General features: G+C 68.3%; 28 protein-coding genes. 21 read left to right on the top strand and 7 right to left on the bottom strand.

Annotated elements, in window-relative coordinates; genetic code table 11:
* Positions 1–11 precede the first annotated feature (11 nt).
* Positions 12–983, top strand: coding sequence for a tripartite tricarboxylate transporter substrate binding protein (locus tag ACAM58_RS15785; protein WP_012748363.1), 972 nt, complete (start codon positions 12–14; stop codon positions 981–983).
* Positions 984–1008: 25 nt separating this feature from the next.
* Here ACAM58_RS15785 and ACAM58_RS15780 read toward each other — a convergent pair whose 3' ends face one another.
* Positions 1009–1155, bottom strand: a complete 147-nt coding sequence (locus tag ACAM58_RS15780) for a hypothetical protein (RefSeq protein ID WP_012748362.1) — start codon at positions 1153–1155, stop codon at positions 1009–1011.
* Between the two features lie 115 nt (positions 1156–1270).
* Positions 1271–1837 (bottom strand): LuxR C-terminal-related transcriptional regulator, encoded by a 567-nt coding sequence (locus tag ACAM58_RS15775; protein WP_012748361.1) that lies wholly within the window; start codon positions 1835–1837, stop codon positions 1271–1273.
* Positions 1838–1938: 101 nt separating this feature from the next.
* On the opposite strand from ACAM58_RS15775, the gene ACAM58_RS15770 reads away from it, so the two are divergent.
* From ACAM58_RS15770 to ACAM58_RS15755, 4 genes are all read left to right on the top strand, one after another.
* A complete protein-coding gene (locus tag ACAM58_RS15770) occupies positions 1939–2742 on the top strand; it encodes a CoA transferase subunit A (RefSeq protein ID WP_012748360.1) in 804 nt (267 codons plus the stop codon).
* A gap of 1 nt (position 2743) precedes the next feature.
* Positions 2744–3382, top strand: a complete 639-nt coding sequence (locus ACAM58_RS15765; RefSeq protein WP_012748359.1) for a 3-oxoacid CoA-transferase subunit B — start codon at positions 2744–2746, stop codon at positions 3380–3382.
* An 81-nt stretch (positions 3383–3463) separates the two neighbouring features.
* Positions 3464–4858, top strand: coding sequence for a CoA transferase (locus ACAM58_RS15760; protein ID WP_012748358.1), 1395 nt, complete (start codon positions 3464–3466; stop codon positions 4856–4858).
* Between the two features lie 12 nt (positions 4859–4870).
* The gene (locus tag ACAM58_RS15755) at positions 4871–5203 is read left to right on the top strand and encodes a hypothetical protein (RefSeq protein ID WP_012748357.1); all 333 of its coding nucleotides are present in this window, start codon (positions 4871–4873) and stop codon (positions 5201–5203) included.
* A 10-nt stretch (positions 5204–5213) separates the two neighbouring features.
* Here the strand turns inward: ACAM58_RS15755 and ACAM58_RS15750 are convergent, their stop codons facing one another.
* Positions 5214–6110 carry a LysR family transcriptional regulator gene (locus tag ACAM58_RS15750; protein WP_012748356.1) on the bottom strand — a complete coding sequence of 299 codons (897 nt, stop codon included), beginning with the start codon at positions 6108–6110 and terminating at the stop codon, positions 5214–5216.
* A 140-nt stretch (positions 6111–6250) separates the two neighbouring features.
* On the opposite strand from ACAM58_RS15750, the gene ACAM58_RS15745 reads away from it, so the two are divergent.
* From ACAM58_RS15745 to mmsB, 5 genes are read left to right on the top strand one after another with little or no spacing between them, the layout of a single operon-like run.
* Entirely contained in the window at positions 6251–7774 is a 1524-nt protein-coding gene (locus ACAM58_RS15745; protein ID WP_012748355.1) for a CoA-acylating methylmalonate-semialdehyde dehydrogenase, read from the top strand.
* A 32-nt stretch (positions 7775–7806) separates the two neighbouring features.
* A complete protein-coding gene (locus tag ACAM58_RS15740) occupies positions 7807–8163 on the top strand; it encodes a lysozyme inhibitor LprI family protein (protein ID WP_278881339.1) in 357 nt (118 codons plus the stop codon).
* The gene (locus ACAM58_RS15735) at positions 8160–9314 is read left to right on the top strand and encodes an acyl-CoA dehydrogenase family protein (RefSeq protein ID WP_012748353.1); all 1155 of its coding nucleotides are present in this window, start codon (positions 8160–8162) and stop codon (positions 9312–9314) included. Before ACAM58_RS15740 ends, ACAM58_RS15735 begins: the two co-directional genes overlap by 4 nt.
* Positions 9315–9342: 28 nt before the next feature.
* Positions 9343–10458 carry an enoyl-CoA hydratase/isomerase family protein gene (locus ACAM58_RS15730; RefSeq protein WP_369663087.1) on the top strand — a complete coding sequence of 372 codons (1116 nt, stop codon included), beginning with the start codon at positions 9343–9345 and terminating at the stop codon, positions 10456–10458.
* 34 nt (positions 10459–10492) lie between these two features.
* Positions 10493–11395 (top strand): 3-hydroxyisobutyrate dehydrogenase, encoded by a 903-nt coding sequence (gene mmsB / locus ACAM58_RS15725; RefSeq protein ID WP_012748351.1) that lies wholly within the window; start codon positions 10493–10495, stop codon positions 11393–11395.
* A 12-nt stretch (positions 11396–11407) separates the two neighbouring features.
* Here the strand turns inward: mmsB and ACAM58_RS15720 are convergent, their stop codons facing one another.
* Positions 11408–11563, bottom strand: coding sequence for a hypothetical protein (locus ACAM58_RS15720; RefSeq protein WP_012748350.1), 156 nt, complete (start codon positions 11561–11563; stop codon positions 11408–11410).
* Entirely contained in the window at positions 11535–12827 is a 1293-nt protein-coding gene (locus ACAM58_RS15715) for an MFS transporter (protein ID WP_012748349.1), read from the bottom strand. The genes ACAM58_RS15720 and ACAM58_RS15715 overlap by 29 nt, the downstream gene beginning before the upstream one ends.
* Before the next feature lie 136 nt (positions 12828–12963).
* Between ACAM58_RS15715 and gcvA the strand changes: the two genes are divergently transcribed.
* A complete protein-coding gene (gene gcvA, locus ACAM58_RS15710) occupies positions 12964–13908 on the top strand; it encodes a transcriptional regulator GcvA (RefSeq protein ID WP_369663086.1) in 945 nt (314 codons plus the stop codon).
* Here gcvA and ACAM58_RS15705 read toward each other — a convergent pair.
* Positions 13877–14803: a LysR family transcriptional regulator gene (locus ACAM58_RS15705; protein ID WP_012748347.1), complete on the bottom strand. Its 927-nt coding sequence runs from the start codon at positions 14801–14803 to the stop codon at positions 13877–13879. The two genes, gcvA and ACAM58_RS15705, sit on opposite strands and share 32 nt — an antisense overlap.
* 101 nt (positions 14804–14904) lie before the next feature.
* Here ACAM58_RS15705 and metE point away from each other — a divergent pair, with 101 nt between their 5' ends.
* The 3 genes from metE to ACAM58_RS15690 all read left to right on the top strand — a co-directional run bounded on the left by metE (position 14905) and on the right by ACAM58_RS15690 (position 18753).
* Positions 14905–17250 carry a 5-methyltetrahydropteroyltriglutamate--homocysteine S-methyltransferase gene (metE, locus tag ACAM58_RS15700; RefSeq protein ID WP_012748346.1) on the top strand — a complete coding sequence of 782 codons (2346 nt, stop codon included), beginning with the start codon at positions 14905–14907 and terminating at the stop codon, positions 17248–17250.
* 41 nt (positions 17251–17291) lie between these two features.
* On the top strand, positions 17292–18158 hold the full coding sequence (locus ACAM58_RS15695) for a hypothetical protein (protein WP_150106790.1): 867 nt from the start codon (positions 17292–17294) through the stop codon (positions 18156–18158).
* Between the two features lie 253 nt (positions 18159–18411).
* Positions 18412–18753 (top strand): hypothetical protein, encoded by a 342-nt coding sequence (locus ACAM58_RS15690; RefSeq protein WP_012748344.1) that lies wholly within the window; start codon positions 18412–18414, stop codon positions 18751–18753.
* A 107-nt stretch (positions 18754–18860) separates the two neighbouring features.
* On the opposite strand, the gene ACAM58_RS15685 is transcribed toward ACAM58_RS15690, so the two are convergent.
* Positions 18861–19436 carry a DNA-3-methyladenine glycosylase I gene (locus ACAM58_RS15685; RefSeq protein ID WP_012748343.1) on the bottom strand — a complete coding sequence of 192 codons (576 nt, stop codon included), beginning with the start codon at positions 19434–19436 and terminating at the stop codon, positions 18861–18863.
* A 69-nt stretch (positions 19437–19505) separates the two neighbouring features.
* Between ACAM58_RS15685 and ACAM58_RS15680 the strand changes: the two genes are divergently transcribed.
* From ACAM58_RS15680 to ACAM58_RS15650, 7 genes are all read left to right on the top strand, one after another.
* Positions 19506–19982, top strand: coding sequence for an NUDIX hydrolase (locus ACAM58_RS15680; protein WP_012748342.1), 477 nt, complete (start codon positions 19506–19508; stop codon positions 19980–19982).
* Positions 19979–20206 (top strand): hypothetical protein, encoded by a 228-nt coding sequence (locus ACAM58_RS15675; RefSeq protein WP_012748341.1) that lies wholly within the window; start codon positions 19979–19981, stop codon positions 20204–20206. Before ACAM58_RS15680 ends, ACAM58_RS15675 begins: the two co-directional genes overlap by 4 nt.
* Entirely contained in the window at positions 20203–20736 is a 534-nt protein-coding gene (locus ACAM58_RS15670; RefSeq protein WP_012748340.1) for a DUF2867 domain-containing protein, read from the top strand. Before ACAM58_RS15675 ends, ACAM58_RS15670 begins: the two co-directional genes overlap by 4 nt.
* A gap of 127 nt (positions 20737–20863) precedes the next feature.
* On the top strand, positions 20864–21562 hold the full coding sequence (locus ACAM58_RS15665; protein ID WP_012748339.1) for a DUF3348 domain-containing protein: 699 nt from the start codon (positions 20864–20866) through the stop codon (positions 21560–21562).
* The gene (locus ACAM58_RS15660; RefSeq protein WP_012748338.1) at positions 21555–23645 is read left to right on the top strand and encodes a DUF802 domain-containing protein; all 2091 of its coding nucleotides are present in this window, start codon (positions 21555–21557) and stop codon (positions 23643–23645) included. Before ACAM58_RS15665 ends, ACAM58_RS15660 begins: the two co-directional genes overlap by 8 nt.
* Positions 23645–24301, top strand: coding sequence for an OmpA family protein (locus ACAM58_RS15655; RefSeq protein WP_012748337.1), 657 nt, complete (start codon positions 23645–23647; stop codon positions 24299–24301). Before ACAM58_RS15660 ends, ACAM58_RS15655 begins: the two co-directional genes overlap by 1 nt.
* Positions 24294–24959: a DUF2894 domain-containing protein gene (locus tag ACAM58_RS15650; RefSeq protein WP_369663085.1), complete on the top strand. Its 666-nt coding sequence runs from the start codon at positions 24294–24296 to the stop codon at positions 24957–24959. Before ACAM58_RS15655 ends, ACAM58_RS15650 begins: the two co-directional genes overlap by 8 nt.
* Positions 24960–24962 lie beyond the last annotated feature (3 nt).

The following is a 24962-nucleotide window of genomic DNA, read 5'->3' as shown; positions in this document are numbered from 1 at the left end:
GAGACAAAACCATGAAACCCACCCATCGCCTTCTGATCACCGCAGGCCTCGCGCTGGCGGCCGCCGCGGCCAGCGCCGACACCTGGCCCTCGAAACCGATCACCTTCATCGTGCCCACCGCGCCCGCCGGGTCCACCGACATCATGGCGCGCATGGTGGCCGACCCGCTGCAGCGCGCGCTGGGCCAGCCCATCGTGGTCGACAACAGGCCCGGCGCCAGCGGCAACATCGGCACCGAAGCCGTGGCGCGCGCCGCGCCCGACGGCTACACGCTGCTGATGCAGTACTCGGGCTACCACGTCGGCAACCCCGCGCTCTTTCCGCAGATCAAGTGGAGCCCGACCAAGGACTTCGTGCCGGTGGCGCTAGTGATGCGCGCGCCGCACGTGGTCGCGGTGAGCGGCAAGCTGCCCGTCAATTCGATGAAGGAGCTGATCGAGTACGGCAAGAAGAAGAAAGAGGGCGGCCTGTTCTACGCCTCATCGGGCAACGGCTCGATCCAGCACATCGCGGGCGAGCTGCTGTCGCGGCAGGCAAAGCAGCCCATGACGCACGTGCCCTACAAGGGTTCGGGCCCGGCCATCAACGACCTGATCGCGGGCAACGTCGACATGTTCATCACCACGCCGCCCTCGGTCATCGGCCATTTCGCGGGCGGGCGCATCAAGGCGCTCGCCTACACGGGCAGCAAGCGCCATCCGTCGATGCCCGACGTGCCGACCTCGGCCGAGGCGGGGCTGCCGGGCTACGAGGTGGAATCGTGGTTCGCGGTGTTCGCACCGGCCAAGACGCCGCCCGACGTTGTCAACAAGCTCAGCGCCGAGATCAAGAAGATCGTCGAGAGCGAGCCGTTCCGCAAGAAGGTGGACGAGCAGGGCGCCTTCGCCACCTACATGGACCCGGTGGCCCTGGGCAAGTTCGTCGACCAGGAACTGGCAGCCTGGGCGAAGGTGATCAAGGCGGCGGACATCAAGCCGGACTGAGCCCGGCCGATGCCTCCTGCGGTGCTCAGGGCTTGACGCCGAGCATCGACAGGATGATTGCCGCGAGGGTCAGCGTCACCGGCAGCCGGTGCGTGGCGATGGCGTGGGCCTGCGCCACCGACAGCCTGGTTTGCTGAAGGAGGTTCTTTTCGGAATGAAGGGCTGTGGACATGGCATCTGCTCCTGAATGAACGCGAACGATCTGTTCGCATGGCCTCCAAGATAGACCTCTGCAGGGGCAGCGGCACGGGGCTTCCGAAGACACCGCGTTTCCGTTTTTGCAACGATCAGCCCGCAATGAGCTTCTGCACCAGCTCCGCCGTGGTCGCCGCCGCGTACTTGCGCATCAGCCGCGCCCGGTGCAGCTCCACTGTGCGGTGGCTGATGCCGAGCGCCTTGCCGATCTCCTTGGACGTGAGCCCGCGCATCACCTGCGCGGCCACCTCGCGTTCGCGCGGCGTGAGCTCGGCCTTCACGGCGCGGCGCGATCCCAGGTCTTCGAAGGTCCAGATGCCGGCCTCGTGCGGCGCGGCGCGGTTCATGGCGTGGCCCGTGACATGGCACCAGAAGGTCTCGCCGGCAATGGCGCCGTGCAGGCCGCCCAGGCGCTTCATCATGCGGTTGTCGGCATAGCGGCCGCTGGCGTTCAGGAAGGGTTCCATGCGCTTGCCGATGCGCTCGAACTCGGCCACGCTCGGATACAGGATGCTGAATGAATGCCCGACCAAGGCACTGGGCGTTGCGCCGAAAATCTCGCACACCCGCTCGTTGCAGGCCACGATGGTGCGGTTGCTCGACACCACCATGCCGACGGGTGCCTGTTCAAAAGCCAGCCGGTAATCGATCTCGGGCATCGGGGGTCACCATTACGAAATACTACGTATGCGACTACGTAGTATCGTTCAAGGCTCTGCAAAGCTTTCGCCAACTCTCCACCATCCATCAAGGAGCCCGAGTGAACAAGATTTATCCCTCCGCAGACGCGGCACTCAAGGGGGTCGTGGCCGACGGGCAGACGCTCGCGGTCGGCGGCTTCGGCCTGTGCGGCATTCCCGAGGCGCTGATCGACGCGCTGCGCGACTCCGGCGCCAAGGACCTCACCTGCATCTCCAACAACGCGGGCGTCGACGGCTTCGGCCTCGGCAAGCTGCTCGAGACGCGCCAGATCAAGAAGATGATCGCGTCCTACGTGGGCGAGAACAAGGAGTTCGAGCGCCAGTACCTCGCGGGCGAACTGCAGCTCGAATTCACGCCCCAGGGCACGCTGGCCGAGAAGCTGCGCGCGGGCGGCGCGGGCATTCCGGCCTTCTTCACCAAGACCGGCGTCGGCACGCAAGTGGCCGAGGGCAAGGAACTGCGCGAGTTCGACGGCGAAACCTACGTGATGGAGCGCTCGCTGGTGCCCGACGTGGCGCTGGTCAAGGCCGACGTGGCCGACAAGTCGGGCAACCTGCGCTTCCGCCTCACGGCGCGCAACTTCAACCCGGCCGCCGCCATGGCCGGCAAGATCTGCATCGTCGAGGTCGAGAAGATCGTCGAGGTGGGCGAGCTGGCCCCTGACGACATCCACCTGCCGGGCATCTACGTGCACCGCATCGTGCTCAACGCCAAGCCCGAGAAGCGCATCGAGAAGCGCACCGTGAGTGCAGCCGCGCCGGCCGATGCGGCCGCCGCCAAGGTCGAAGCGCAGGCCGCCATCGCGCAGGCCGCCGCCGGCAGCGAAGTGCCCGCCCCCGTCAAGAACAACAAAGGAGCCTGAGATGCCCTGGACCCAAGACCAAATGGCCGCGCGTGCGGCGCAAGAACTCGAAGACGGCTTCTACGTGAACCTGGGCATCGGCATTCCCACGCTGGTGGCCAACTTCGTCGGCGACAAGGAAGTGTGGCTGCAAAGCGAGAACGGCATGCTCGGCATCGGCCCGTTCCCCACCGAAGACCAGGTCGACGCCGACCTGATCAACGCCGGCAAGCAGACCGTGACCACCATCCCCGGCTCGGCCATCTTCGGCAGCCATGACAGCTTCGCGATGATCCGCGGCGGCAAGATCAACCTGTCGATCCTCGGCGCCATGCAGGTCAGCGTGAAGGGCGACCTCGCCAACTGGATGATCCCCGGCAAGATGGTCAAGGGCATGGGCGGCGCCATGGACCTGGTGGCCGGCGTGAAGCGCGTGATCGTGCTGATGGAGCACGTCGCGAAGAAGAAGGACGGCACCGAGGACCTCAAGATCCTCGAGAAGTGCACGCTGCCGCTGACCGGCGTGGGCGTGGTCGACCGCATCATCACCGACCTGGCCGTGATGGACGTGGTGCCCGAAGGCCTCAAGGTGGTCGAGCTCGCGCCGGGCGTGAGCTTCGACGCGCTGCAGGCCAAGACCGGCGCCAAGCTGATCCAGTAAGGCGCCGACGCAACGACGACGAAGGGCAGGGCCGCGGGAGCGGGCCCTGCCTTTTTGCTTTGGACGTTCTGGAGAGATGAAATGAATGCGAGCGAAATCCTGAGCGGCATCTGGCAGCAGGCGGGCCTGCCGCCCGAGGCCCTGCAGCATGTGCGGCTCACGGGCGAAGACCCGGTGCTGCCGTCGTCCTTCGCGGTGGGCGCGGCTGCGCAGAGCACCATCGCGGCGGCGGCGCTCGCGGCCTGCGAGCTCGGGCATCTGCGCGGCGCCGCGCGCCAGCAGGTGGCCGTCGACATGCAACATGCGGCGCTCGACTGCACCGGCTGGTTCAGCCTCGACGGGCGCGTGCCCGATCCGTGGGACAGCTTCTCCGGGCTGTACCGCTGCGCCGACGGCTGGGTGCGCATCCACGCGAACTTCGCGCATCACCGGGAGGGTGCGCTGCGGCTGATGAAGCTGGACCCGGCCGCCGCCACGCGCGCAGAGGCCGAGGCGGTAATGGCGACATGGCGTGCACTCGACTTCGAAGATGCAGCCGCGGCACAAGGCCTGGTGGCGACTGCACTGCGCTGCTTCGACGAATGGGATGCCACGCCGCAAGGCCAGGCGATCGCAGCGCAGCCGCTCTTCACCATCGAACGCATCGGCGACGCGCCGCCGCGCGCGCTGCCGCCGCTGCGCGAAGACCAGCGGCCGCTCACCGGCGTGCGCGCGCTCGACCTGACGCGCATCCTCGCAGGCCCTGTGGGAGGCCGCGCGCTGGCGGCCTATGGCGCCGACGTGATGCTCGTCAATTCACCGCACCTGCCGAACATCGAATCTATTGCCGAAACCAGCCGCGGCAAGCTGTCGGCGCATGTGGACCTGCGCACCGAGGCGGGTCGCGCCACGCTGCGGCAGCTCGCCAGCGAGGCCCATGTCTTCGTGCAGGGCTACCGGCCCGGCGGCATCGCGGCGCTGGGCTTCGGGCCGGCGGAACTCGCGCGGCTCGCGCCCGGCATCGTGTGCGTGTCGCTCACGGCCTATGGCACGCAGGGCCCGTGGGCGCAGCGCCGCGGCTTCGATTCGCTGGTGCAGACCGCCATGGGCTTCAACCATGCCGAAGGCGAAGCAGCCGGCGACGGCAAGCCCAGGCCGCTGCCGATGCAGATCCTCGACGAGGCCACGGGCTACCTGATCGCCTTCGGCGCCGCCGCGGCGCTCTGGCGGCAGCAGCAGGAAGGCGGCAGCTGGCATGTGCAGGTGTCGCTGGCGCAGACCGGCCGATGGCTGCGCGGGCTCGGCCGCGTGCCCGGCGGGCTGTCGATCGCCAGGCCCGACTTGAAGCCCTACGTGGAGACCTCGGCCTCGGGCTTCGGCGAGCTGGCCGCGCTGCGCCACAGCGCGCAGCTGTCGCGCACGCCGGCCGCATGGCCGCGCCCCTCGATGCCGCCGGGCAGCCATGCGCCGGCCTGGCCCGGCGGCCCCGGGCAGTGAGAAACTTGGCGCATGCAGACGACGAACAGATACGAAGGAAGGCCGTTGCTGCGGCTGGTGGATTGCCTGGTGCTGGACGCCATCGACCAGCTCGACGACGCCAAGCGCGCCAAGCTCGAGGCGCTGGAGCCCACGCTCGCCCAGACCTTCAGTGCGAGCGGCACCTGGCAGGAGATGGTCGGCACCCAGATGGGCTTTGCCGATGACGTGCAAGACCAGATCCGGCAGTTCTGGCGCAGCTATCTCGACCGTGCAGAAGAGCAGCAGCTGCGCGCGGACCCGCAGGAGTTCGTGATCGAGTTCGTGGCGCTGAACTTTCCGGACCTGGCTCCGCCGCGGCGCTGAGCCTTGGACGTCACGCGGGCGCGGGCAGCAGCAGCTGCCGCTGTGCCTGCACCGTCTCGCGCAGGAACTCCCACACCGCCTGCATGCGCACCAGGTGCTTGGTTTCCGCGGGCATCGACATCCAGAACGTGCGCGTGAAATTCGCCTGCCCCGGCAGCACGGGCTTGAGCGCGCCGTCGTTCTCCGCGATGAAGGCCGGCAGCACCGCGATGCCCGCGCCCGCCAGCACCGCGCGGTGCTGCGCGAGCACGCTGGTGCTGCGCAGAGCAAAGGCATCGGGGCGGTGCAGTTCGTCCAGGTACTGCAGCTCCTTGCTGAAGAGCAGGTCGTCCACGTAGCTGATGAAGGTGTGGCCGCGCAGGTCTTCGCGCGTCTTGATGGGCTTGTGCGCGGCCAGGTACTTCTTCGATGCATAGAGCCTGAGCGTGTAGTCGGTGAGCTTGCTCACGACCACCGGCCCGCGCGCCGGGCGTTCGAGCGAGATCACGATGTCGGCCTCGCGCCGCGACAGGTGCACCAGCCGCGGCATCGCGAGCAGGTCGATGGTGAGCCTGGGGTGCTGCTGCGCGAAAAGCGCCAGCTGCGGCGCCAGCACGACGGTGCCGAAGCCTTCGGTCGCGCCGATGCGGATCAACCCCGACAAGCCCTCCTGCGAGGCCGGCGCGGTGCTTTCCACCGCCTGGAACGCGCTTTCCATCGCCTCGACCTGCGGCTGCAGCTTGCGGCCCGCCTCGGTGAGCCGGTGGCCGCCCGACTCGCGCGAGAAAAGCGGCGCGCCCACTTCCTTTTCGAGCGCCTGGATGCGCCGCGCCACCGTGGTGTGGTCCACCTCGAGCCGGCGCGCGGCGCTCATCAGCGTGCCCGAGCGGGCCAGCTCCAGAAAGTAGCGAAGGTTGTCCCAGTCCATGTGCTCGCGTTCCCTTGGGTTGGCTCTGCATTTTCGCAAAGCGATAGCGCATATTTGTCTATTGTCATGGCAAATCTGCAAAGCTAGGATGCGTGTTGAACCTGCCATGCAGGCCCCGTATTCACAGGAGACAAAACCCCATGGACGCCACCACCACCCCCAAGACCCAGGTCGCCACCGTCAAGCTCTTGATCGGCGGCAAGTTCGTCGAATCCAAGACCACCGAATGGCGCGACATCGTCAACCCGGCCACGCAGGAAGTGCTGGCCCGCGTGCCCTTTGCCACGCAGGCCGAGCTCGACGCCGCCGTGGCCTCCGCCAAGGACGCCTTCAAGACCTGGCGCAAGACGCCCCTCGGCGCGCGTGCCCGCATCTTCCTGAAGTACCAGCAGCTCATCCGCGAGAACATGGGCGAGCTGGCCGCCATCCTCACCGCCGAGCAGGGCAAGACGCTGCCCGATGCCGAGGGCGACGTGTTCCGCGGCCTCGAAGTGGTCGAGCACGCATCGAACATCGGCAACCTGCAACTCGGCGAACTGGCCAACAACGTGGCCAACGGCGTCGACACCTACACGCTGCTGCAGCCGCTGGGCGTGTGCGCCGGCATCACGCCGTTCAACTTCCCGGCCATGATCCCGCTGTGGATGTTCCCGATGGCCATCGTCACCGGCAACACCTTCGTGCTCAAGCCCTCGGAGCAAGACCCGATGGTCACGATGCGCCTGTGTGAGCTCGCGCTCGAAGCCGGCATTCCGCCCGGCGTGCTCAACGTGGTGCATGGCGGCGAAGCGGTGGTCAACGGCATCTGCGACCACAAGGACATCAAGGCGATCAGCTTCGTCGGCTCGACCAAGGTCGGCACGCACGTTTACAACCGCGCCACGCTGGCCGGCAAGCGCGTGCAATGCATGATGGGCGCGAAGAACCACGCCATCGTGATGCCCGACGCCAACAAGGAGCAGACGCTCAACGCGCTGGCGGGCGCCAGCTTCGGCGCGGCCGGCCAGCGCTGTATGGCGGTGTCGGTCGCGGTGCTGGTGGGCGAGGCGCGCAACTGGGTGCCCGAACTGATCGCCAAGGCCAGGACGCTGAAGATCGGCGCCGGCACCGAGAAGGGCGTGGACGTGGGGCCGCTGGTCTCTTGCGCCGCCTATGAGCGCGTCAACGGCCTGATCGAGCGCGGCGTGGCCGACGGCGCCAAGCTCGAACTCGACGGCCGCAAGCCCACGGTGCCAGGCTACGAGAAGGGCAACTTCGTGGGCCCGACGATCTTCTCGGGCGTGAAGCCCGGCATGACGATCTATGACCAGGAAGTGTTCGGCCCGGTGCTGTGCGTGGCCGATGCCGAGAACATCGACGAGGCCATCGAGCTGATCAACAGCAACCCGAACGGCAACGGCACGGCGATCTTCACGCAGTCGGGCGCCGCGGCGCGCCGCTTCCAGGAAGACATCGACGTGGGCCAGGTCGGCATCAACGTGCCGATCCCGGTGCCGGTGCCGATGTTCTCGTTCACCGGTTCGCGCGCATCCAAGCTCGGCGACCTGGGGCCGTACGGCAAGCAGGTCATCATGTTCTACACGCAGACCAAGACCGTGACGGCACGCTGGTTCGACGACAGCACCGTCTCGCACGGCGTCAACACCACGATCAGCCTCAAGTGAGCCGCGCGTTTCGCGCTGTCGCGGCATCGGCCGTGCTTCTCCTGCTCGCCGCGGGCGCGCATGCGGCCGATGATGCCAACCCGCTGGACTGCAGGCCCGACGGCAACCAGCAGCAGATGAACGCCTGCGCGGTGCGCGACTTTCGCGCCGCCGACGCCGCGCTCAACATCCGCTACGGCGAGGTGATGAAGACGCTCTCGCCGCAGATGCGCGTCGCGCTGCGCACCGAGCAGCGCACCTGGCTCAAGGGCCGCGACCCCTCTTGCAAGCGGGCCTCGAAAGCGAACGAAGGCGGCTCCATCTGGCCGCTGGTGTTCAATTCATGTCTGGAGAAATCGACCCGGCAACGGACTGCCGAACTGGATCGCTGGAAGGGGCGCGAACAATGAATTTCGAATTGTCCGAAGAGCAGAACGCCTTTGCGCAGACCGCGCGCGATTTTGCACAGGCCGAGTTCGCACCGCATGCGGCGCGGTGGGACGCCGAGGCCATCTTCCCGAAGGAGGCCATCGCCAAAGCCGGCGAGCTGGGCTTTTGCGGCCTGTACGCGCCCGAGCGCATCGGCGGCCTCGGCCTGCCGCGGCTCGACTCGGCGCTGGTGTTCGAGGAGATGGCCGCGGTCGACCCCTCGACCACGGCCTTCATCACGATCCACAACATGGCGACCTGGATGCTCGGCACCTGGGCGACCGATGCGGTGGCGCAGCAGTGGGGCGAAGACCTCACGAGCGGGCGCAAGCTGGCTTCCTACTGCCTCACCGAGCCGGGCGCCGGGTCGGATGCGGGCTCGCTCAAGACGCGCGCCGAGCTGCAGGGCGCCGAGTACGTCATCAATGGCGGCAAGGCCTTCATTTCGGGCGCCGGCTCGACCGACGTGCTGGTGCTCATGGCGCGCACGGGCGGCGGCGGCGCGGGCGGCATCTCGGCCTTTGCGGTGCCGGCCGATGCACCCGGCGTGAGCTATGGCAAGAAGGAGCACAAGATGGGCTGGAACAGCCAGCCCACGCGCACCATCAACTTCGACAACGTGCGCGTGCCGGCCGAGAACCTGCTGGGCAAGGAAGGCGAGGGCTTCCGCATTGCGATGAAGGGGCTCGATGGCGGGCGCATCAACATCGCGACCTGCTCGGTGGGCGCGGCGCAGGGCGCGCTCGATGCGGCGCGCCGCTACCTGCACGAACGCCAGCAGTTCGGCAAGCCGATCGCGAGCTTCCAGGCGCTGCAGTTCAAGCTGGCCGACATGGCGACCGAACTGGTTGCGGCGCGGCAGATGGTGCGGCTCGCGGCAAGCAAGCTCGATGCGGGCCATGCCGATGCCAGCACCTACTGCGCCATGGCCAAGCGCTTTGCGACCGATGCGGGCTTCAACGTCTGCAATGACGCACTGCAGCTGCACGGCGGCTACGGCTACCTGAGCGAATTCCCGCTCGAGCGCCTGGTGCGCGACACCCGCGTGCACCAGATCCTCGAAGGCACCAACGAGATCATGCGCGTGATCGTTGCGCGAAAATTGCTGGAAGGGGACAGCGATATCCGCTGAAGCCCCGCACCCAGAACCTCTCAAGACAATGACCGACTCCGTAGTTCTCTTCGACGAAATCAAGACCGCCGGCGGCAAGCGCTTTGCCACCGCCACGCTCAACGCGCCCGCTTCGCTCAACGCGCTGTCGGTGGACATGGTGCGCCTGCTCACGCCCAAGCTGCGCGAATGGGCGGCCGACGACGGCATCATCGGCGTGCTGCTGCAAGCAGCCGGCGAGAAGGCCTTCTGCGCCGGCGGCGACCTGCGCCAGCTGTACCAGACGCTGCTCGAGTGCGGCCCCGCGCGCAACACCTACGCCGAAGACTTCTTCCGCGAGGAGTACGAGCTCGACTACCTCATCCACACCTTCCCCAAGCCATTCCTCTGCTGGGGCCACGGCATCGTGATGGGCGGCGGCGTGGGGCTGATGGCGGGCTGCTCGCACCGCGTGGTCACGGCGCAGAGCCGCATTGCCATGCCAGAGATCAGCATCGGCCTGTACCCCGACGTGGGCGGCAGCTGGTTCCTGCGCCGCACGCCGGGCCGCACGGGCCTGTTCCTGGCGCTCACGGCCGCCAACCTCAATGCGGCCGACGCCATCTTCTGCGGCCTGGCCGATGTGCTGGTGCCGCACGAACGCAAGGGCCAGGTGCTCGAAGCGATTGCCGCCGCGCCATGGCGCGGCGAGCCAAAGGCCGACCGCGCCGAGCTCTCGCGCATCCTCGCGCGCGCCGGCGAGGGCGCCGAGATGCCGCCCTCGAAGGTGCGCGAACACTACGACACCATCAACGCGCTGATGGCCGGCGACGACCTGCTCGACATCGCCAGGCGCCTGCGCAGCCTGCAGAGCGACGATGCATGGCTGCAGTCCGCCGCCAAGACCTTCGCCAAGGGCGCATCCAGCTCGGCCGCGCTGAGCTTCGAGCTCTGGCAGCGCGTGCACCGCATGTCGCTGGCGGAGGTGTTCCGGCTCGAATACTGGGCGTCGCTCGGCTTCTGCGCGCACAAGGACTTTGCCGAGGGCATCCGCGCGGTGCTGATCGACAAGGACCGCAATCCGCGCTGGAACCCCGCCACCATCGAAGAGATCACGCCCGCCTTCATCGAGGACCACCTGCGCCCGCGCGGCCAGATGCCCGCGGAGCTGGCTGCGCTGGCCTGAGCCTCTTCCACACATACAACGGAGACAACATCAAATGAAAATCGCATTCATCGGCCTCGGCCACATGGGCGGACCCATGGCCCTGAACCTGCGCAAGGCGGGCTTTGCGGTCAAGGCCTTCGACCTGTCGGACGAGGCCTGCAAGAAATACGCGGCCGAAGGCCTGGCCATTGCCGCATCGGCCGCTGAATCGGTGACCGATGCCGACGTGGTCATCAGCATGCTGCCGGCCAGTGCGCACGTGGAAGGCCTGTTCCTCGGTAGCGGCGGCAGCAAGCCCGGCCTGCTCGACAGCATCCGCGCCGGCACGCTCGTGATCGACAGCAGCACCATCGCCGCCGCCACCTCGCGCAAGGTGGCCGATGCGGCCGCCGCCAAGGGCATCGCGATGATCGATGCGCCGGTTTCCGGCGGCACGGGCGGCGCGATTGCAGGCACGCTGACCTTCATGGTGGGCGGCGAGGCCGACGACCTCGAACGCGCACGTCCCGTGCTCGAGAAGATGGGTGCCAACATCTTCCACGCGGGCGGCGTGGGCGCAGGCCAGACCGCCAAGATCTGCAACAACATGCTGCTCGGCATCCTGATGATCGGCACCTCGGAGGCGCTGGCGCTGGGCGTGGCCAACGGGCTCGATCCCAAGGTGCTGTCCGAGATCATGCGGCGCAGTTCCGGCGGCAACTGGGCGCTCGAAAAGTACAACCCGATGCCCGGCGTGATGGAAACCGCGCCCGCATCGAAGAACTACGCAGGCGGCTTCGGCACCGACCTGATGCTCAAGGACCTGGGCCTCGCACAGGAAAACGCCACCGCCGTGCGCGCCGCCACGCCGCTGGGCGGGCTCGCGCGCAGCCTCTATGCCGCGCACAGCCTCGCGGGCCATGGCGCGCTCGATTTCTCGAGCGTGCTGAAGCTGCTGCAGAAGGCGTCGTCCTAGCCTTCCAAATTTCTAGCCGAACAGGGCGTCGCTGGCCCACAGGAGCGCCAGCACGCCCAGGAACAGCAGCAGGAACACGGCCCATGCGCGGGTGAACGCCTGCGTCTCCGTGACTTCGACGGGAGCCGTTTCGGGCGGCTTAGGAGCGCTGGGCGTGTGTGGGTTCATTCCCGACTGTACCCCGCGCGCCCGGTTTGGACGCCGCACGCGCCTTTGACATGGCCAGCAGCACCCCGGCCGCGACCAGATTGGCGCCGATGCTGGCGAGGATCGGCAGCAGGTAGCTGCGGCTGATGTCGAACGCAAAGCCCGCCGCGCTAGGGCCGACCAGGGTGCCGAAAGCCACGCTGGTGTACAGCACGCCCAGGATCGCGCCGATGCTGCGGCCGCCGAAGTAGTCCATGACCAGCGCGGGCAGCAGCGCGACGAAGCCGCCATAGAACACGCCGTAGGCAAAAGCGAATGCGGCCAGCCCCCAGAACCCGCTGGACACCGCCCACACCACCAGCGAAAGCGCCATGCCGGCCGACATCAGCGGCAGCGCCAGTTGCCGGCCGAGCCGGTCGGCCAGCCCGCCAAGAAAAAACCGCCCGGCGGTGCTGCCGATGCCGATGGCGCCGAGCAGCAGCACGGCCGAGCCGGCCGGCAGGCCGTGGTCGAGCGCGTAGGGCACCAGGTGGACGAAGGGAACGAACAGCCCGAACGAACTGATCAGGCACGCCGCATAGAGGCCGGCGAAGCGGCGCGAGCTGATCGCGTCCCGCAACGTGGAGCCTGCGGGCACGGCCGACGGCGCCTGCGGCTGCGGCGGATCGCCGTCGGGCCCGAGCCCGCGATGGCGCGGATCGTCCTCGATCAGCAGCGCCATGCCGGCGCCCACCACCACGGCCAGCACGCCCAGCGCCAGGTAGGCGTGGCGCCACCCCAGCGCCTCGATGAGGAGCGACGCCAGCGGCGGCATCGCCAGCGTGCCCACGCCGATGCCGCTCACCGCCAGCCCCGAGGCGAATCCGCGCCGCCTGACGAACCAGCGCTGCACCGCGCCCAGCACCGGCACATAGGAGGCGCCGATGCCGAGCCCGACGCCCAGGCCATAGGCCAGGCAAGCCTCGGCCAGGCTGCGCGCCTGTCCCGCGGCGGCCAGGCCCAGGCCGACCAGCACCATGCCCGCGACCGACAGCCGCCGCGCACCCCACCGGTCCGCGAGCGGGCCGCTGACCACGCCAAGCCCGAAGTAGAGAAAGCCCGCAAGCGAGAACACCAGCGACGCCGAGCCGCGCGAGGCGCCGAAGTCGCGCTGCAGCGATTCGAGGAAGGCGCTGAAGGTGTAGGCACTGCCGAAGCCGACGAGCGTGACGGCGAAGGCGCCGGCCACCACGAACCAGCCGCGAAAGAGGCGTGTGCGCGGTGATGGATGGGAAGAGGAAGTCAAGGGCGGGTCTCCGGGTTTGCTCAGAATATCTATTGGCTGGAGAATGGTCTCCGGCGCAGGAGAGTGAATGCTCCTCCTTCCCTTGCGGCCTCGCAAACCAGATTTTCTGAGGCAATCGGATCAGATCAGCTAAACCATGGAACACCAGCTCCCGCCGCTCAACGCGCTGCGCGCCTTCGAGGCGACCGCCCGCCATCTTTCGGTGAAGAACGCGGCCGACGAGCTGTGCGTGACCGCCGGCGCCGTGAGCCAGCTGATCAAGTCGCTGGAGCTGCACCTGGGCATTGCGCTGTTCCGGCGCGCGAACCGCGGCATCTTCCTGACCGATGCGGGCCAGGCCTACCTGCCGCCGGTGCGCAATGCCTTCCGGCAGATCAGCGACGCCACGCGCCGCATCGCCATGCCCGCGGAAACCGGCATCCTCACGGTGAGCACCACGCCGTTCTTCGCGTCAGCCTGGCTGGTGCCGCGCCTGAAGAGCTTTCACGATGCGCATCCGGACATCGACCTGCAGGTGGTGAGCAGCACCGCGCTCGCCGATTTTTCGCGCGACGGCGTGGACGTGGCGATCCGCCATGGGCTCGGCCGCTATCCCGGCCTGATCAGCCAGCGCGTGCTCACGGTGGAGATTGTTCCGGTTGCAACGCCGGCCCTGGTCAGGCAGCTCGGCATGCCTGCATCGCCGGCCGATCTCACGCGCTGGCCGCGCGTGAACGATGCCGAGCGCAAGGGCTGGGCCATGTGGTTCGAGGCGCAGGGCATCGAAGATGCAAGGACGGCACGCGGCCCGTCCTTCGATGATTCGGGCCTGTTGCTGAAGGCGGTGCTCGCAGGGCAGGGCGCGGGCTTGCTGCCGGCGGCGCTGGTGGCGGACGAGGTGGCCGAAGGCCGGCTGGTCCAGCTGTCGGAAGCCGCGTGGCTCGAAGACTTTGCCTACTACCTCGTGCACCCCGAAGACAGCCGCCACAGGCCGAAGGTGGCGGCCTTCCGCGAATGGATCGCTGCCGAGTCCAGCAGAAAAGCTGCCAGGCCGCCCAGGAAGACGCCTGTCAAAGCAGCTCGATCCCGGGCAGGCTCTTGAAGCAGCTCTCGCGCGTGATGCGCACGAAGTCCGCCAGCCACGGCTGATTGGACGTGCCCTGCGTGCAGGCCATGTACAGCCGCCCCGTGAGGCCCCGGGCGCCCACGCGCCGCGCCGTGACATAGCCGCGGTCCAGGTAGTTCTGAACCGCCCACAACGGCAGCGTGGCTACGCCGCGCCCGCTGGCCACCAGCTGCAGCATCGCCACCGTGAGTTCGGTCGTGCGCCGGTGCGCGGGCGCCACGCCGGCCGGCGCCAGCACCTGGCGCACGATGTCCAGCATCTCGTCGGGCACGGGGTAGGTGATGAGCGTCTGGCCGGCAAAGTGGCGCGCCGTGAGATGCGGCTTGGCTGTCAGCGCATGGTCGTTGGCGAGCAGCGCGACGATCTCGAAGCGGAACAGCGCGTGGTAGTCCACGGTTTCGTCGGGGTCCTGCTCGGAGACGATCGCCACCTCGGCGCGGTTCTGCATCACCAGCGCGATCGGGTCAGGGTGGAAGCCCGAGACGATGTCCAGCTCGATCTCGGGCCAGCGCTGGCGGAAGGCATCCATGGCCGGCATCAGCCAGTCGAAGCAGGTGTGGCATTCGACCACGATGCGCAGCTGCCCGCTGCGGCCCAGCGCCAGACGCGCCACGTCGCGCTCGGCTTCCTCCACCAGCGGCAGCGCGGCATCGGCCAGCTGCAACAGCCGCAGTCCCGTGGTGCTGAACTGCGGCGGCACCGACTTGCGCTCGAAGAGCTGCGCGCCGTAGCGGTCTTCGAGCAGCTTGATCTGGTGCGACAGCGCCGACTGCGTGAGGTTCAGCAACTGCGCCGCGCGCACCAGGCTGCCGGTGTCGCGCAGCGCAACGAGCGTGCGCAGGTGGCGTATCTCCAGGATCGACTGCAACATGAATGAATTTCAAGTGAATGGGCAAAAGGTTTCGTTTGAATCATAGAGCCAAAAGCCCGACCATTGCCGATTTCCAAGATACAGCGACCGGAATACCTGCAATGACCACCCGTACCCACATCCTCGGCTTTCCGCGCATGGGCGCCCACCGGGAACTCAAGTTCGCGCTCGAAAAGCACTGGCGCGGCGAGATCGACCGCGCCGCGCTGGAAGAAGTTGGCGGCCAGCTGCGCGCACGCCACTGGCAGGCCCAGCGCGACGCGGGGCTCGACTACGTGACGGTGGGCGACTTCGCCTGCTATGACCACGTGGCCAACCACGTCCAGCTCTTCGGCTGCGAGCCGGCGCGCTTCGGCTTCAAGGGCGACGAGCCCGAGCTGTCGCGCTATTTCAAGATGGCGCGCGGCGTGGAAGACGAGGCTGGCCATGCGCACGATGCGGGCTGCAAGCACGGCGCAGAGGGCGCCTTCGCGCTGGAGATGACCAAGTGGTTCGACACCAACTACCACTACCTCGTGCCCGAGTTCACCGCGGCCACGCAGTTCAGGCTCGCCTCGACGCGGCTCTTCGACGAGGTGGCCGAGGCGCAGCAGGCCGGCCATGCGGTCAAGGCCGTGCTGCTCGGCCCGCTGAGCTTCCTGTACCTCGGCAAGGAGAAGCAACAGGGCTTCGACCGCCTGTCGCTGCTCGATGCACTGCTGCCCGTGTACGAACAGGTGTTGAACCGGCTCAAGCAGCAGGGCGTGGAATGGGTGCAGATCGACGAACCCATCCTCGGGCTCGACCTGCCCGACGCCTGGCGCAACGCCTTCGAGCGCGCCTACTGGCAGCTGGCGCGCAGCGCGTCCAAGCTGCTGCTGGCCACCTACTTCTCGCCGCTGTTGGGCAACCTGCGCCTGGCCTGCCAGCTGCCGGTGGCAGGCCTGCACGTGGACGCCGTGCGCGCGCCGCAGGAGCTGACCGGCGTGGCCGACTGGCTCGCCACGCACAAGGTGCTGTCGATCGGCATCGTCGATGGCCGCAACATCTGGCGCACCGACCTGGACGCCGCGCTTGCCACGCTGCGCCCGGTGATCGACAAGCGGCGCGGCGAGCTCTGGATCGCACCATCGTGCTCGCTGCTGCACGTGCCGTTCAGCCTGGCCGCGGAAGACAAGCTCGATGCGGAACTCAGGTCTTGGCTCGCCTTTGCCGTCGAAAAGCTCGGCGAACTGCGCGTGCTGCGCGCCGTGCTCGATGGCAGCGAAGACTTGGTTGCAGAAGAGCTCGAAGCCGCGCGCGCCGCAGTGATTGCAAGGCGCAGCAGCCCGCGCGTGCATCGCGCGGACGTGGCGCTGCGGCTCGCGCGCAGCGTGGCCGGCGACGACCAGCGCGCATCCCCCTTCGGCCAGCGGCAGCGGCTGCAGCGCGCGCGCTTCGCATTGCCCGCGCTGCCCACCACCACCATCGGCTCGTTCCCGCAGACCCAGGAGATCCGCGCCGCGCGCGCCGCCTTCAAGCGCGGAGAGCTCGATGCCGCGGGCTACCGCGAGAAGATGCGCGCCGAGATCGCGCTGGCCGTGCGCAAGCAGGAAGAACTGGGCATCGACGTGCTGGTGCATGGCGAGGCCGAGCGCAACGACATGGTCGAGTACTTCGGCGAGCAGCTCGACGGCTTTGCCTTCACCGCCAATGGCTGGGTGCAGTCGTACGGCTCGCGCTGCGTGAAGCCGCCGGTCATCTTCGGCGACGTGGCGCGCCCCGCGCCGATGACGGTCGAGTGGACCGCCTATGCGCAGAGCCTCACCCAACTGCCGATGAAGGGCATGCTGACGGGCCCCGTCACCATCCTGCAATGGTCCTTCGTGCGCGACGACCAGCCGCGCAGCGTCACCTGCGAGCAGATCGCCTGGGCGATCCGCGACGAGGTGGTGGACCTCGAGGCGGCCGGCATCGGCATCATCCAGATCGACGAGCCCGCCATCCGCGAAGGCCTGCCGCTGCGCCGCGCCGGCTGGCCGGCCTACCTGAAGTCGGCCACGCGCGCCTTCCGCATCAGCGCCTCGGGCGTGTGCGACCAGACGCAGGTCCACACCCACATGTGCTATTCGGAGTTCAACGACATCCTGCCCGAGATCGCGGCCATGGACGCCGACGTGATCACCATCGAGACCAGCCGCTCCGACATGGAGCTGCTGCGAGGCTTCGGTGGCGAGAACAGCGCGGGCGGCTTCCGCTACCCGAACGAGATCGGCCCCGGCGTGTACGACATCCATTCGCCGCGCGTGCCCTCGGTGGGCGAGATCGTGCGCCTGATGCGCAAGGCCGCCGGCGTGGTGCCGCCCGGGAACCTGTGGATCAACCCCGACTGCGGCCTGAAGACCCGCGGCTGGCCGGAGACCGAGGCCGCGCTGTCGAACATGGTGGCGGCGGCGAAGCTGCTGCGCGCTGAGTTGGCGGCGGCCTGAGGCAGAGACGGGCAATCATGGCGGGCGCCAATAATGGCGCCATGCTTGCCTCTTCAGTCGCTTCGCGGCGCTTCTTTCGCGCGCCTTTTCTTCTGCTGCTGTCGCTGTTGTTCGCCTCAGCCATTGCCTCTGCGCAAGACCGTGCCCAGGCCCTGCTGCAATTCGAGGGCGTGCAGGCCCGCTACCAGGCGGCCTATGCGCCGGGGGCGGTGTCGCGCGATGCGCGCCAGCTGCTCGAGCCTCCTGACCAGGCCATTGCCGGCAAGGCGCTCCAGGCGCTGGACGCGGCCGCCGCGCGGTCCTTCGACGTGGCCGCATCCGTGGCCGCCATCCAGCAGGAAGTGGCGGCTGCGGGCAAGGGCGGTGCGGCGCCGGGTGCGCAGGTGCAGGCCGCGGTGGCCCGGTTCTCGAAGCTGCGTGCCGACTACGCCGCCATGGACGACGCAGGCAAGCAGGAATTCTTCAACCGCGAACGCGCGAAGCCAGCCGATCCCGCGCGCACCGAACTGCTCGAGCGCATGGCCGTGGCCGACCTGCGCGAAGTCGACTTTTCGAGCCAGCTGCTGCTGAGCTCGGTCGCCAAGCAGCTGGCGCGCGGCAACGCCGGCCAGTTCACCTCGCTGCCGGACCGCACGCTCGACATGGCCGTCGACACGCTGTGGTCGCGCGGCATCACCTCGCCGCGGCCGCGCAACCTGCTGACGGTGGCGCGCGAGTTCGAAAGGCAGGTCACGCAGGCGCTGCTCGCGGCGCTGCCCGATGCGGACGTGGCCGCCTTGCTGGCCTGGCGCAACGACCCGCAGGCCGCGGCCGAACGCGAAGCGCTGGTGGGCAGCTACCGCGCCGAGGTCAAGGGGAGCGGCGCGGTGGCGATCCGGACGCTGGTGCGCGGCTGGCCGCGTTCCTGAGCCCGCAGTGGCTGGCACGCAACATGCGTGGGCCATCTTGCGCGATACTCGCCGCCCGGCGGAGCCAGAGAAAAAAGCACACCGATTGGGACGAATTTCTTAAGCCAAGTGTGCACTTTGGCGCTCACGCCAAAAAGTTCCCCGTCATTGTTTCAGTTTCATGAACACTGCGATTCAGTTTGACTAGGGTTTTCCCTTGTCATCCTGATGCAAACTTCAGGGCATCCAAAGCCCGATCAAGAAGGAAATTGAAATGAAGACCTCGAACATCCTCGCCGCCGCCGCTCTGTCCCTGCTCGCCGCTGCCGGCGCCCAGGCAGAAACCTACGAAGGCGTGCAGCCCCTGACCGCTGGCTACAGCCGCGCCGACGTGGCTCCCCAGGCCGCCGCCGCTGCCCGCGAAGGCAACGTCTACAGCGACGCCGCTTCGGCCACCGTCGCTCCCGTGCTGGCTGCCTCGACCGACCGCGCCGCAGTCCGCAGCGAAGCTGTTGCCGCCGCCCACGCGCCCGGCCAGAACCTGCGCCGCGAAGCTTTCGCCGGCAGCGTGGTTCCCTCGCAAGCACGCAGCTTCACGCGCCAAGCCGGCCTGTAAGAAGGCGGGCACAAGAGAAGGGACGGCGGCGGCATCGGCCGCGCGTCTTTCCTCTGCAAGACAAAAGCCGGACGGCGCCCCAGGTGCCGTCCGGTTTTTTTCGTTTTTCAGCGCTGCCGCGGCGCGGCGTGGTGGCAGAAGCAGTCGGGTGCGTGGTCGTCGACGATGCCGGTGGCCTGCATCCATGCATAGACGATCACCGGCCCCACGAACTTGAAGCCGCGCTTCTTCAGGGCCGCCGACATCTGTTCCGAAAGCGGCGTCTTCGTCGGCACTGCGCCGGTCCTGTTGACGATCGGCTTGCCGCCGGCCATGCCCCAGACGAATTCCGAAAAATCCTCGCCCGCGGCTTGCATCGCCAGGTAGGCGCGGGCGTTGCCGATGGTGGCCTCGATCTTGGCGCGCGAGCGCACGATGCCCGCGTCCAGCATCAGCCGGTCGACGTCGGCCGCGGTGAACCGTGCCACTTTTTCGGGCACGAAGCCCTCGAATGAAGCACGGAACGCATCGCGCTTGCGCAGGATCGTGAGCCACGAGAGGCCCGCCTGGAAGCCGTCGAGCATGAGCTTTTCCCACAGCGCGCGGCTGTCGCGCTCGGGCACGCCCCATTCGGCGTCGTGGTAGGAGGCCAGCAGCGGATCGCTCTGGGCCCAGGTGCAGCGGGGCTTGGTTTCGGGGGGCATCGGGTGGTGGGTTGGGTTCGTCTTCTACGCGGCGTGCTTCGGACTTTAACCACCGATACTCGAGCCCTCATGATCTCAGTCCATCTCCACGGCCAGCGCTTCCAGGTGCGGGCTGCCGCGGTCATTCTTCATGCGGGCCATGCGCTGCTTCACCGGGCACCGGGCGACGGCTACTGGGCCTTGCCGGGTGGCAGGGTCGAAGTCGGCGAAGAGGCCTCGGCCACCATCGTGCGGGAGATGAGGGAGGAGCTTGGCGAAGAAGTCGAATGCGGCCGGCTGCTTCATGTGGCGGAGAATTTCTTCGACCTGGCGGGCCGGCGCAACCACGAGATCGGATTCTATTTTCTCGTCTCGCTGCCCGAGGATTCGCCGCATCTCGACAAGGCGCGAAGCTACCGGGGCATCGAGAGCCACCTGGATCTGGAATTCCGCTGGTTTCCCATCGCGCAGCTGGCGGCCGTCAACCTGCGGCCGACCTTTCTTCCGGCTTCGCTCGCGGCCGATCCGCTGGTCTTCTCGCACGCGGTCCAGCGTGAATACCCATGAGCGGCGAGCGCCACCTGTTCAATGTGTTCGGCGAGGTCATGGCCATTGAAAGAGCCGAGGACCGGTGGCACGGCTATTTGATGGGGCCCGATGGCAAGCGCCGCAGGATCCAGCTGGCAATTCCATCCGACGTCTCTCGCGCCGAGCTGTCGCAGTATCTCTACGACATCTATCACGAGCAGGCGACGCCGACCAACGGCGACGTGTTCGAGATCTTCCAATGACAAACCATCATCGATTGCACAAGTCACGCCGCGAGACGCTGCCCTTGGCCGCGCGCGTGGCCGGCCTCTATCGCGGCGCCTTCCTGGCCGACGCCTTCGCCATCGACCTGCCGCCGGGCGCCACCCGCGACGTGCTGGCGCTTGCGCGCTTTGCGTTCGAGCGTCCCGCGCCTTGGGTCAGCGCACTGTTGGCGCTGCGCGACCGGCTGGTTGGCGGCTTCGGCCTCAAGACGGCCAGTGCGCTGCGCGCCGGCACGCCGGACGGTGCGCCGCGCATCGGCATCTTTCGCATCTACGAAACGCATGCCAACGAGGTGGTGCTGGGCGAGGACGACCGGCACCTGGATTTCCGCGTTTCGGTGATGCGCTCCGTGGCGGGGGATTCGCTCACTGCGGTCACGGTGGTGCACTGCCACAACCTCTTCGGCCGCAACTACATCCGGCTGATCGCGCCGTTCCACCGGCGGGTGGTGCGTTCTGCGCTCGAACGCGCGGCGCGCTCGGGCTGGCCCGCGGAAGCGGCAGGCTGAACTCGGCGGAACGCCTGGTTACCGATTGGAACGTTTGCTTGAACTTTCCCTTCCGGCAGCGGCTCTGGAGGGGGAAGGCCGAGGGGAGCTGCCGGTGTAGACTGCCAGGTTTTTCGTTCTGGCGGGTATGGCGCAAGTTTCACAGCGCACAGTTTTCAACGGCTCGGCGCTTGTTCGCTTGCTCTCTCGGCTGACCGATGCCGACGTTCGCGAACCCCGGCAGGCCACCGCGGATCGATTGAGCCAATGGTTCGGCTGGACCGATGCCATCTCGCTGTCGGCCGCGCTGGACGGCGCCGTGGCGACGGCCGCAGCGCCTTCGCGCGCGCGGGCTTCCGCGAGCGCCGAGGAGCGCGAATGCGTCCGTGCGCGAACTGCGTTGGCCAAGGCCGTGGCCGAGGACGGCGCTGTCGCGGCAGCCGTCGACTTCACGCCGTTTCGCCGCCGCCATCTCACGCTGCAACAGGCCATGGAAGCGGGCATCGGCCCGCTGCGCGGCCGTTTGCGGGCGCTGCTGGCGGCCAGGTCGCCGGCCATGGCCCGGCTTGCGGCGGTGGACGTGGTGATGGAGCAGGTGCTGGCGGCGCGCGAGCACAGCCTGCTCGCTTCCGTGCCCGCGCTGCTCGAAAAGCATTTCACGCGCCTACGCCAGGCCAGCCCGGAGACGACGGGCGAACCCGACAGTGAGGCAGGGGCCGGCGAGTGGCTGCATGTGTTCCGCAAGGACATGAAGAACGTGCTGCTCGCCGAACTCGATTTCCGATTCCAACCGATCGAAGGGCTGCTTGAAGCCCTTCGCATGAGGCCACCAGAGTGCCATGAATAGATTCCTCCACTACGCTGTTTTTGCTGCGGGCCTGGCCGTCGTCTGCTGGGTCGGCGCCGGATACGTCGGCTCGCACACGCTGGCGCTCGCCGTCACGATGCTGGTCGGCGCGTTCTACCTGATGGGGGCGCTGGAACTGCACCGCTTCCAGCAGGCCACCGCCACCTTGTCGCGTGCCGTGGCGGATCTTTCCGACCCGCCCGCGAGCCTGGGTGCGTGGCTCGACCGGCTGCATCCCACGCTGCGCAACGCGGTGCGCCTTCGCATCGAGGGCGAGCGCGTCGGCCTGCCGGGCCCGGCGCTCACGCCCTACCTGGCCGGACTGCTGGTGCTGCTGGGCATGCTGGGCACCTTCCTCGGCATGGTGGTCACGCTGAACGGCACCGGCATGGCGCTGGAAAGCGCGACGGACCTGCCGGCCATCCGCGCCTCGCTGTCGGCGCCCGTGAAGGGCCTGGGGCTGGCATTCGGCACCTCGGTGGCCGGCGTGGCCGCCTCCGCGATGCTGGGGCTGGCCTCGGCGTTGTGCCGGCGCGAGCGGCTGCAGGCCGGGCAGATGCTCGACAGCAAGATTGCCACCACGCTGCGCGCTTATTCGCTGGCGCACCAGCGCGAGGCCTCGTTCCAGCTGCTCGAGCAGCAGGCCCACCAGATGCCGCGGCTGGTCGACCAGCTGCAGGCCATGATGGCGGCAATGGAGCGGCAGAGCCAGGCCCTGAACGAGCGCCTTGCCGCCGGCCAGGCGCAGTTCCACACCCAGGCCGAGGCCGTGTATGCCGGGCTGGCTTCCTCGGTCGACCAGTCGCTCAAGCAGAGCCTGAGCGAAAGCGCGCGCATCGCCGGCGCGACGATCCAGCCGGTGGTCGAGGCCACCATGGCGGGCATCGCGCGCGAGACGGCCTCGCTGCACGACACCGTGGCGCGCACGGTGCAGCAGCAGCTCGACGGCCTCTCGAGCCGCTTCGAGGCCACCACCGCCAGCGTGGCGGGCACCTGGCAGGCTGCGCTGGCCGATCACCAGCGCACCTCCGCGGCGCTGTCGAGCGACCTGCGCGCCTCGCATGACCGCTTTGCCGAAACCTTCGAGCAGCGCTCGGCCTCGCTGGTGGAAGGCGTCTCGGCCCGGCTGGAAAGCACCGCAGGTAGCGTGTCGGACACCTGGGGCAGCGCGCTCGCGCAGCACCAGCGCGTCAGCGAAAAGCTGTCGCAGGAGGCGCAGCAGTCGCTCGCGGCGGCGGCGGCCGGCTTCGAGCAGCACTCGGCATCGCTGCTGCGCACCGTGGAGCAGGCGCATGCCACGCTGCAGAGCGACATCGCAGCGCGCGACGAGCAGCGCCTGTCGGCCTGGACAGAGGAGTTGGCCATGGTGTCCGCATCGCTGCAGCAGGAGTGGCAGCAGGCGGGCGCGCACACGGCAAGCCAGCAGCGGCAGCTCTTCGATGCGCTCGCGCAGACCGCGCGCGACATGTCGACCCAGGCCGAGGCGCATGCGAAGAACACGGTCGGCGAGATCGCGCGGCTGCTGCAGGCCGCGTCGGAAGCGCCGCGGGTTGCAGCCGAAGTGGTGGCCGAGCTGCGCCAGAAGCTGTCGGACAGCATGGCGCGCGACAACGCGATGCTGGAAGAACGCAGCCGCATCATGGAAACGCTGGGAACCCTGCTCGACGCCGTGAACCACGCCTCCACCGAGCAGCGCTCGGCGGTCGATGCGCTGGTCGGTGCATCGGCGGATGTGCTGGACCGCGTGGGCAGCCGCTTCACCGAGAAGGTCGACGAGGAAACCGGCAAGATGGCCGCGGTCGCCGCGCAGATCACCGGCAGCGCCGTCGAAGTGGCCAGCCTTGGCGAGGCCTTCGGCTTTGCCGTGCAGCTGTTCAGCGAATCGAACGACAAGCTGGTGGCCCACCTGCAGCGCGTCGAGGGCGCGCTCGGTAAATCCATCGCGCGCAGCGACGAGCAGCTGGCCTACTACGTGGCGCAGGCGAGGGAGGTCATCGACCTGAGCATCATGTCGCAGAAGCAGATCGTCGAAGACCTGCGGCAGATCGCGAGCCGGCAGGCCGCCGTGGGCAGCGAGGCGTGATGCGCGACGATCTCGACGCCGGCCTGGAGCCGAGCGTGCCGGTGTGGGCGGTCTTCGGCGACCTGATGTCGGGGCTGGTCGGGGCCTTCGTGCTGATCCTCGTGGGCGCACTCGGCATGCAGCTGGACCTGGCCGCCAAGCTGCAGGCCGAAGTGCAGCAGCGCCAGGCCGAGACGCAGCGCCGCGAGGCGCTCGAACAGGCGCTGGCCGGGCCGCTCGCGGCGGGCCGCGTCACGCTGAACAACGGTCGCATCGGCATCAGCGGCAGCGTGCTGTTCGCCTTCAACTCGGCCGAGCTGCAGCCCGAAGGCCGACAGGTGCTCAAGAGCCTGGCTGCGCCCGTGGCCAGCTACCTGCGCGCGCGCGACGAGGTGCTGATGGTGAGCGGCTTCACCGACGACCGGCAGATGCGTCAGTCGAAGGACGGCAACCGTCCGTTCGCCGACAACTGGGAGCTCTCGGCCCAGCGCGCGTTGACGGTGACGCGGGCCTTGATCGAGGAGGGCGTTCCATCGTCATCGGTGTTTGCCGCGGCCTTCGGCTCCGAACAGGCGGTGGCATCCAATGCCGATGCCGAAGGGCGCGCGAAGAACCGGCGCGTCGAGATGGCGCCCACGCCGCGGCAGGCCGGCGCCGGCACCAAGTCCCGTGAATAGCGGCAGTCGCATGGACCCGGCGGCGGTGCTCGACGCCTGGCGCGCACAGGGCGGCCATCGCCGGGATCCTGTGCGCTTTCGCTTCATCGAGGCGCTTGCGAAGCGCGCGGCCGCCCATGAAGGCGATGCGCGACGCATTCTCGACGAGCGGCTGGCCGCGCTGCTGGCGGCGTATCGCGAGAAGATCGAAGAGGCCCGGTGCGTTGACGGTGCTTCGGCCGTTCCAGACACCAGCACGAAACACGCAGCCCGTCCTCCCCGCGGTCCGCTCGCGGAACTCGTCGAGCACATGGCACGGCAGGCGCCGCCGCAAGGCGATGACGGCGCGGCGGCCGACGAAGCCGCACCCGCCACCCCCGAGCTCAAGACGCTGCGCTACTTCAGGAGCACCTGGTCGCGGCTCAGTGCCGACCGGCGGCTGACGCAGTCGCTGGCCAAGGTGCCGGAGAACGCGGGCCCGCTCAACTCGCACCACCTGGTGCACCGGTCGCTCATGCTGATGCACGAGCTGTCGCCCGAATACCTCAACCGGTTCATGTCGTACGTCGACACCTTGCTGTGGGTCGATCAGCTGAACGCCAGCAACGGGCCGGCCGCGGCCGCGAATGCGCCGCGCGCCGAAGGCCAAAAGAAAACAACGCGCAGCAAGCCGGGCTGATCT

The sequence above is a fragment of the Variovorax sp. V116 genome (assembly GCF_041154435.1).
Taxonomy (GTDB): domain Bacteria; phylum Pseudomonadota; class Gammaproteobacteria; order Burkholderiales; family Burkholderiaceae_C; genus Variovorax; species Variovorax paradoxus.
Note: the sequence above shows the minus strand (reverse complement) of the source record. Positions and strands in the feature narration are given on the sequence as shown.

Bases quoted from the DNA above. Each gene is read 5' to 3' on its own strand.
- ACAM58_RS15785 (WP_012748363.1), top strand. From the start codon at position 12: ATGAAACCCACCCATCGCCTTCTGATCACCGCAGGCCTCGCGCTGGCG.
- ACAM58_RS15780 (WP_012748362.1), bottom strand. From the start codon at position 1,155: ATGTCCACAGCCCTTCATTCCGAAAAGAACCTCCTTCAGCAAACCAGG.
- ACAM58_RS15775 (WP_012748361.1), bottom strand. From the start codon at position 1,837: ATGCCCGAGATCGATTACCGGCTGGCTTTTGAACAGGCACCCGTCGGC.
- ACAM58_RS15765 (WP_012748359.1), top strand. From the start codon at position 2,744: ATGCCCTGGACCCAAGACCAAATGGCCGCGCGTGCGGCGCAAGAACTC.
- ACAM58_RS15760 (WP_012748358.1), top strand. From the start codon at position 3,464: ATGAATGCGAGCGAAATCCTGAGCGGCATCTGGCAGCAGGCGGGCCTG.
- ACAM58_RS15755 (WP_012748357.1), top strand. From the start codon at position 4,871: ATGCAGACGACGAACAGATACGAAGGAAGGCCGTTGCTGCGGCTGGTG.
- ACAM58_RS15750 (WP_012748356.1), bottom strand. From the start codon at position 6,110: ATGGACTGGGACAACCTTCGCTACTTTCTGGAGCTGGCCCGCTCGGGC.
- ACAM58_RS15745 (WP_012748355.1), top strand. From the start codon at position 6,251: ATGGACGCCACCACCACCCCCAAGACCCAGGTCGCCACCGTCAAGCTC.
- ACAM58_RS15735 (WP_012748353.1), top strand. From the start codon at position 8,160: ATGAATTTCGAATTGTCCGAAGAGCAGAACGCCTTTGCGCAGACCGCG.
- ACAM58_RS15730 (WP_369663087.1), top strand. From the start codon at position 9,343: ATGACCGACTCCGTAGTTCTCTTCGACGAAATCAAGACCGCCGGCGGC.
- mmsB (WP_012748351.1), top strand. From the start codon at position 10,493: ATGAAAATCGCATTCATCGGCCTCGGCCACATGGGCGGACCCATGGCC.
- ACAM58_RS15720 (WP_012748350.1), bottom strand. From the start codon at position 11,563: ATGAACCCACACACGCCCAGCGCTCCTAAGCCGCCCGAAACGGCTCCC.
- gcvA (WP_369663086.1), top strand. From the start codon at position 12,964: ATGGAACACCAGCTCCCGCCGCTCAACGCGCTGCGCGCCTTCGAGGCG.
- ACAM58_RS15705 (WP_012748347.1), bottom strand. From the start codon at position 14,803: ATGTTGCAGTCGATCCTGGAGATACGCCACCTGCGCACGCTCGTTGCG.
- metE (WP_012748346.1), top strand. From the start codon at position 14,905: ATGACCACCCGTACCCACATCCTCGGCTTTCCGCGCATGGGCGCCCAC.
- ACAM58_RS15695 (WP_150106790.1), top strand. From the start codon at position 17,292: ATGCTTGCCTCTTCAGTCGCTTCGCGGCGCTTCTTTCGCGCGCCTTTT.
- ACAM58_RS15690 (WP_012748344.1), top strand. From the start codon at position 18,412: ATGAAGACCTCGAACATCCTCGCCGCCGCCGCTCTGTCCCTGCTCGCC.
- ACAM58_RS15685 (WP_012748343.1), bottom strand. From the start codon at position 19,436: ATGCCCCCCGAAACCAAGCCCCGCTGCACCTGGGCCCAGAGCGATCCG.
- ACAM58_RS15680 (WP_012748342.1), top strand. From the start codon at position 19,506: ATGATCTCAGTCCATCTCCACGGCCAGCGCTTCCAGGTGCGGGCTGCC.
- ACAM58_RS15675 (WP_012748341.1), top strand. From the start codon at position 19,979: ATGAGCGGCGAGCGCCACCTGTTCAATGTGTTCGGCGAGGTCATGGCC.
- ACAM58_RS15670 (WP_012748340.1), top strand. From the start codon at position 20,203: ATGACAAACCATCATCGATTGCACAAGTCACGCCGCGAGACGCTGCCC.
- ACAM58_RS15665 (WP_012748339.1), top strand. From the start codon at position 20,864: ATGGCGCAAGTTTCACAGCGCACAGTTTTCAACGGCTCGGCGCTTGTT.
- ACAM58_RS15660 (WP_012748338.1), top strand. From the start codon at position 21,555: ATGAATAGATTCCTCCACTACGCTGTTTTTGCTGCGGGCCTGGCCGTC.
- ACAM58_RS15655 (WP_012748337.1), top strand. From the start codon at position 23,645: ATGCGCGACGATCTCGACGCCGGCCTGGAGCCGAGCGTGCCGGTGTGG.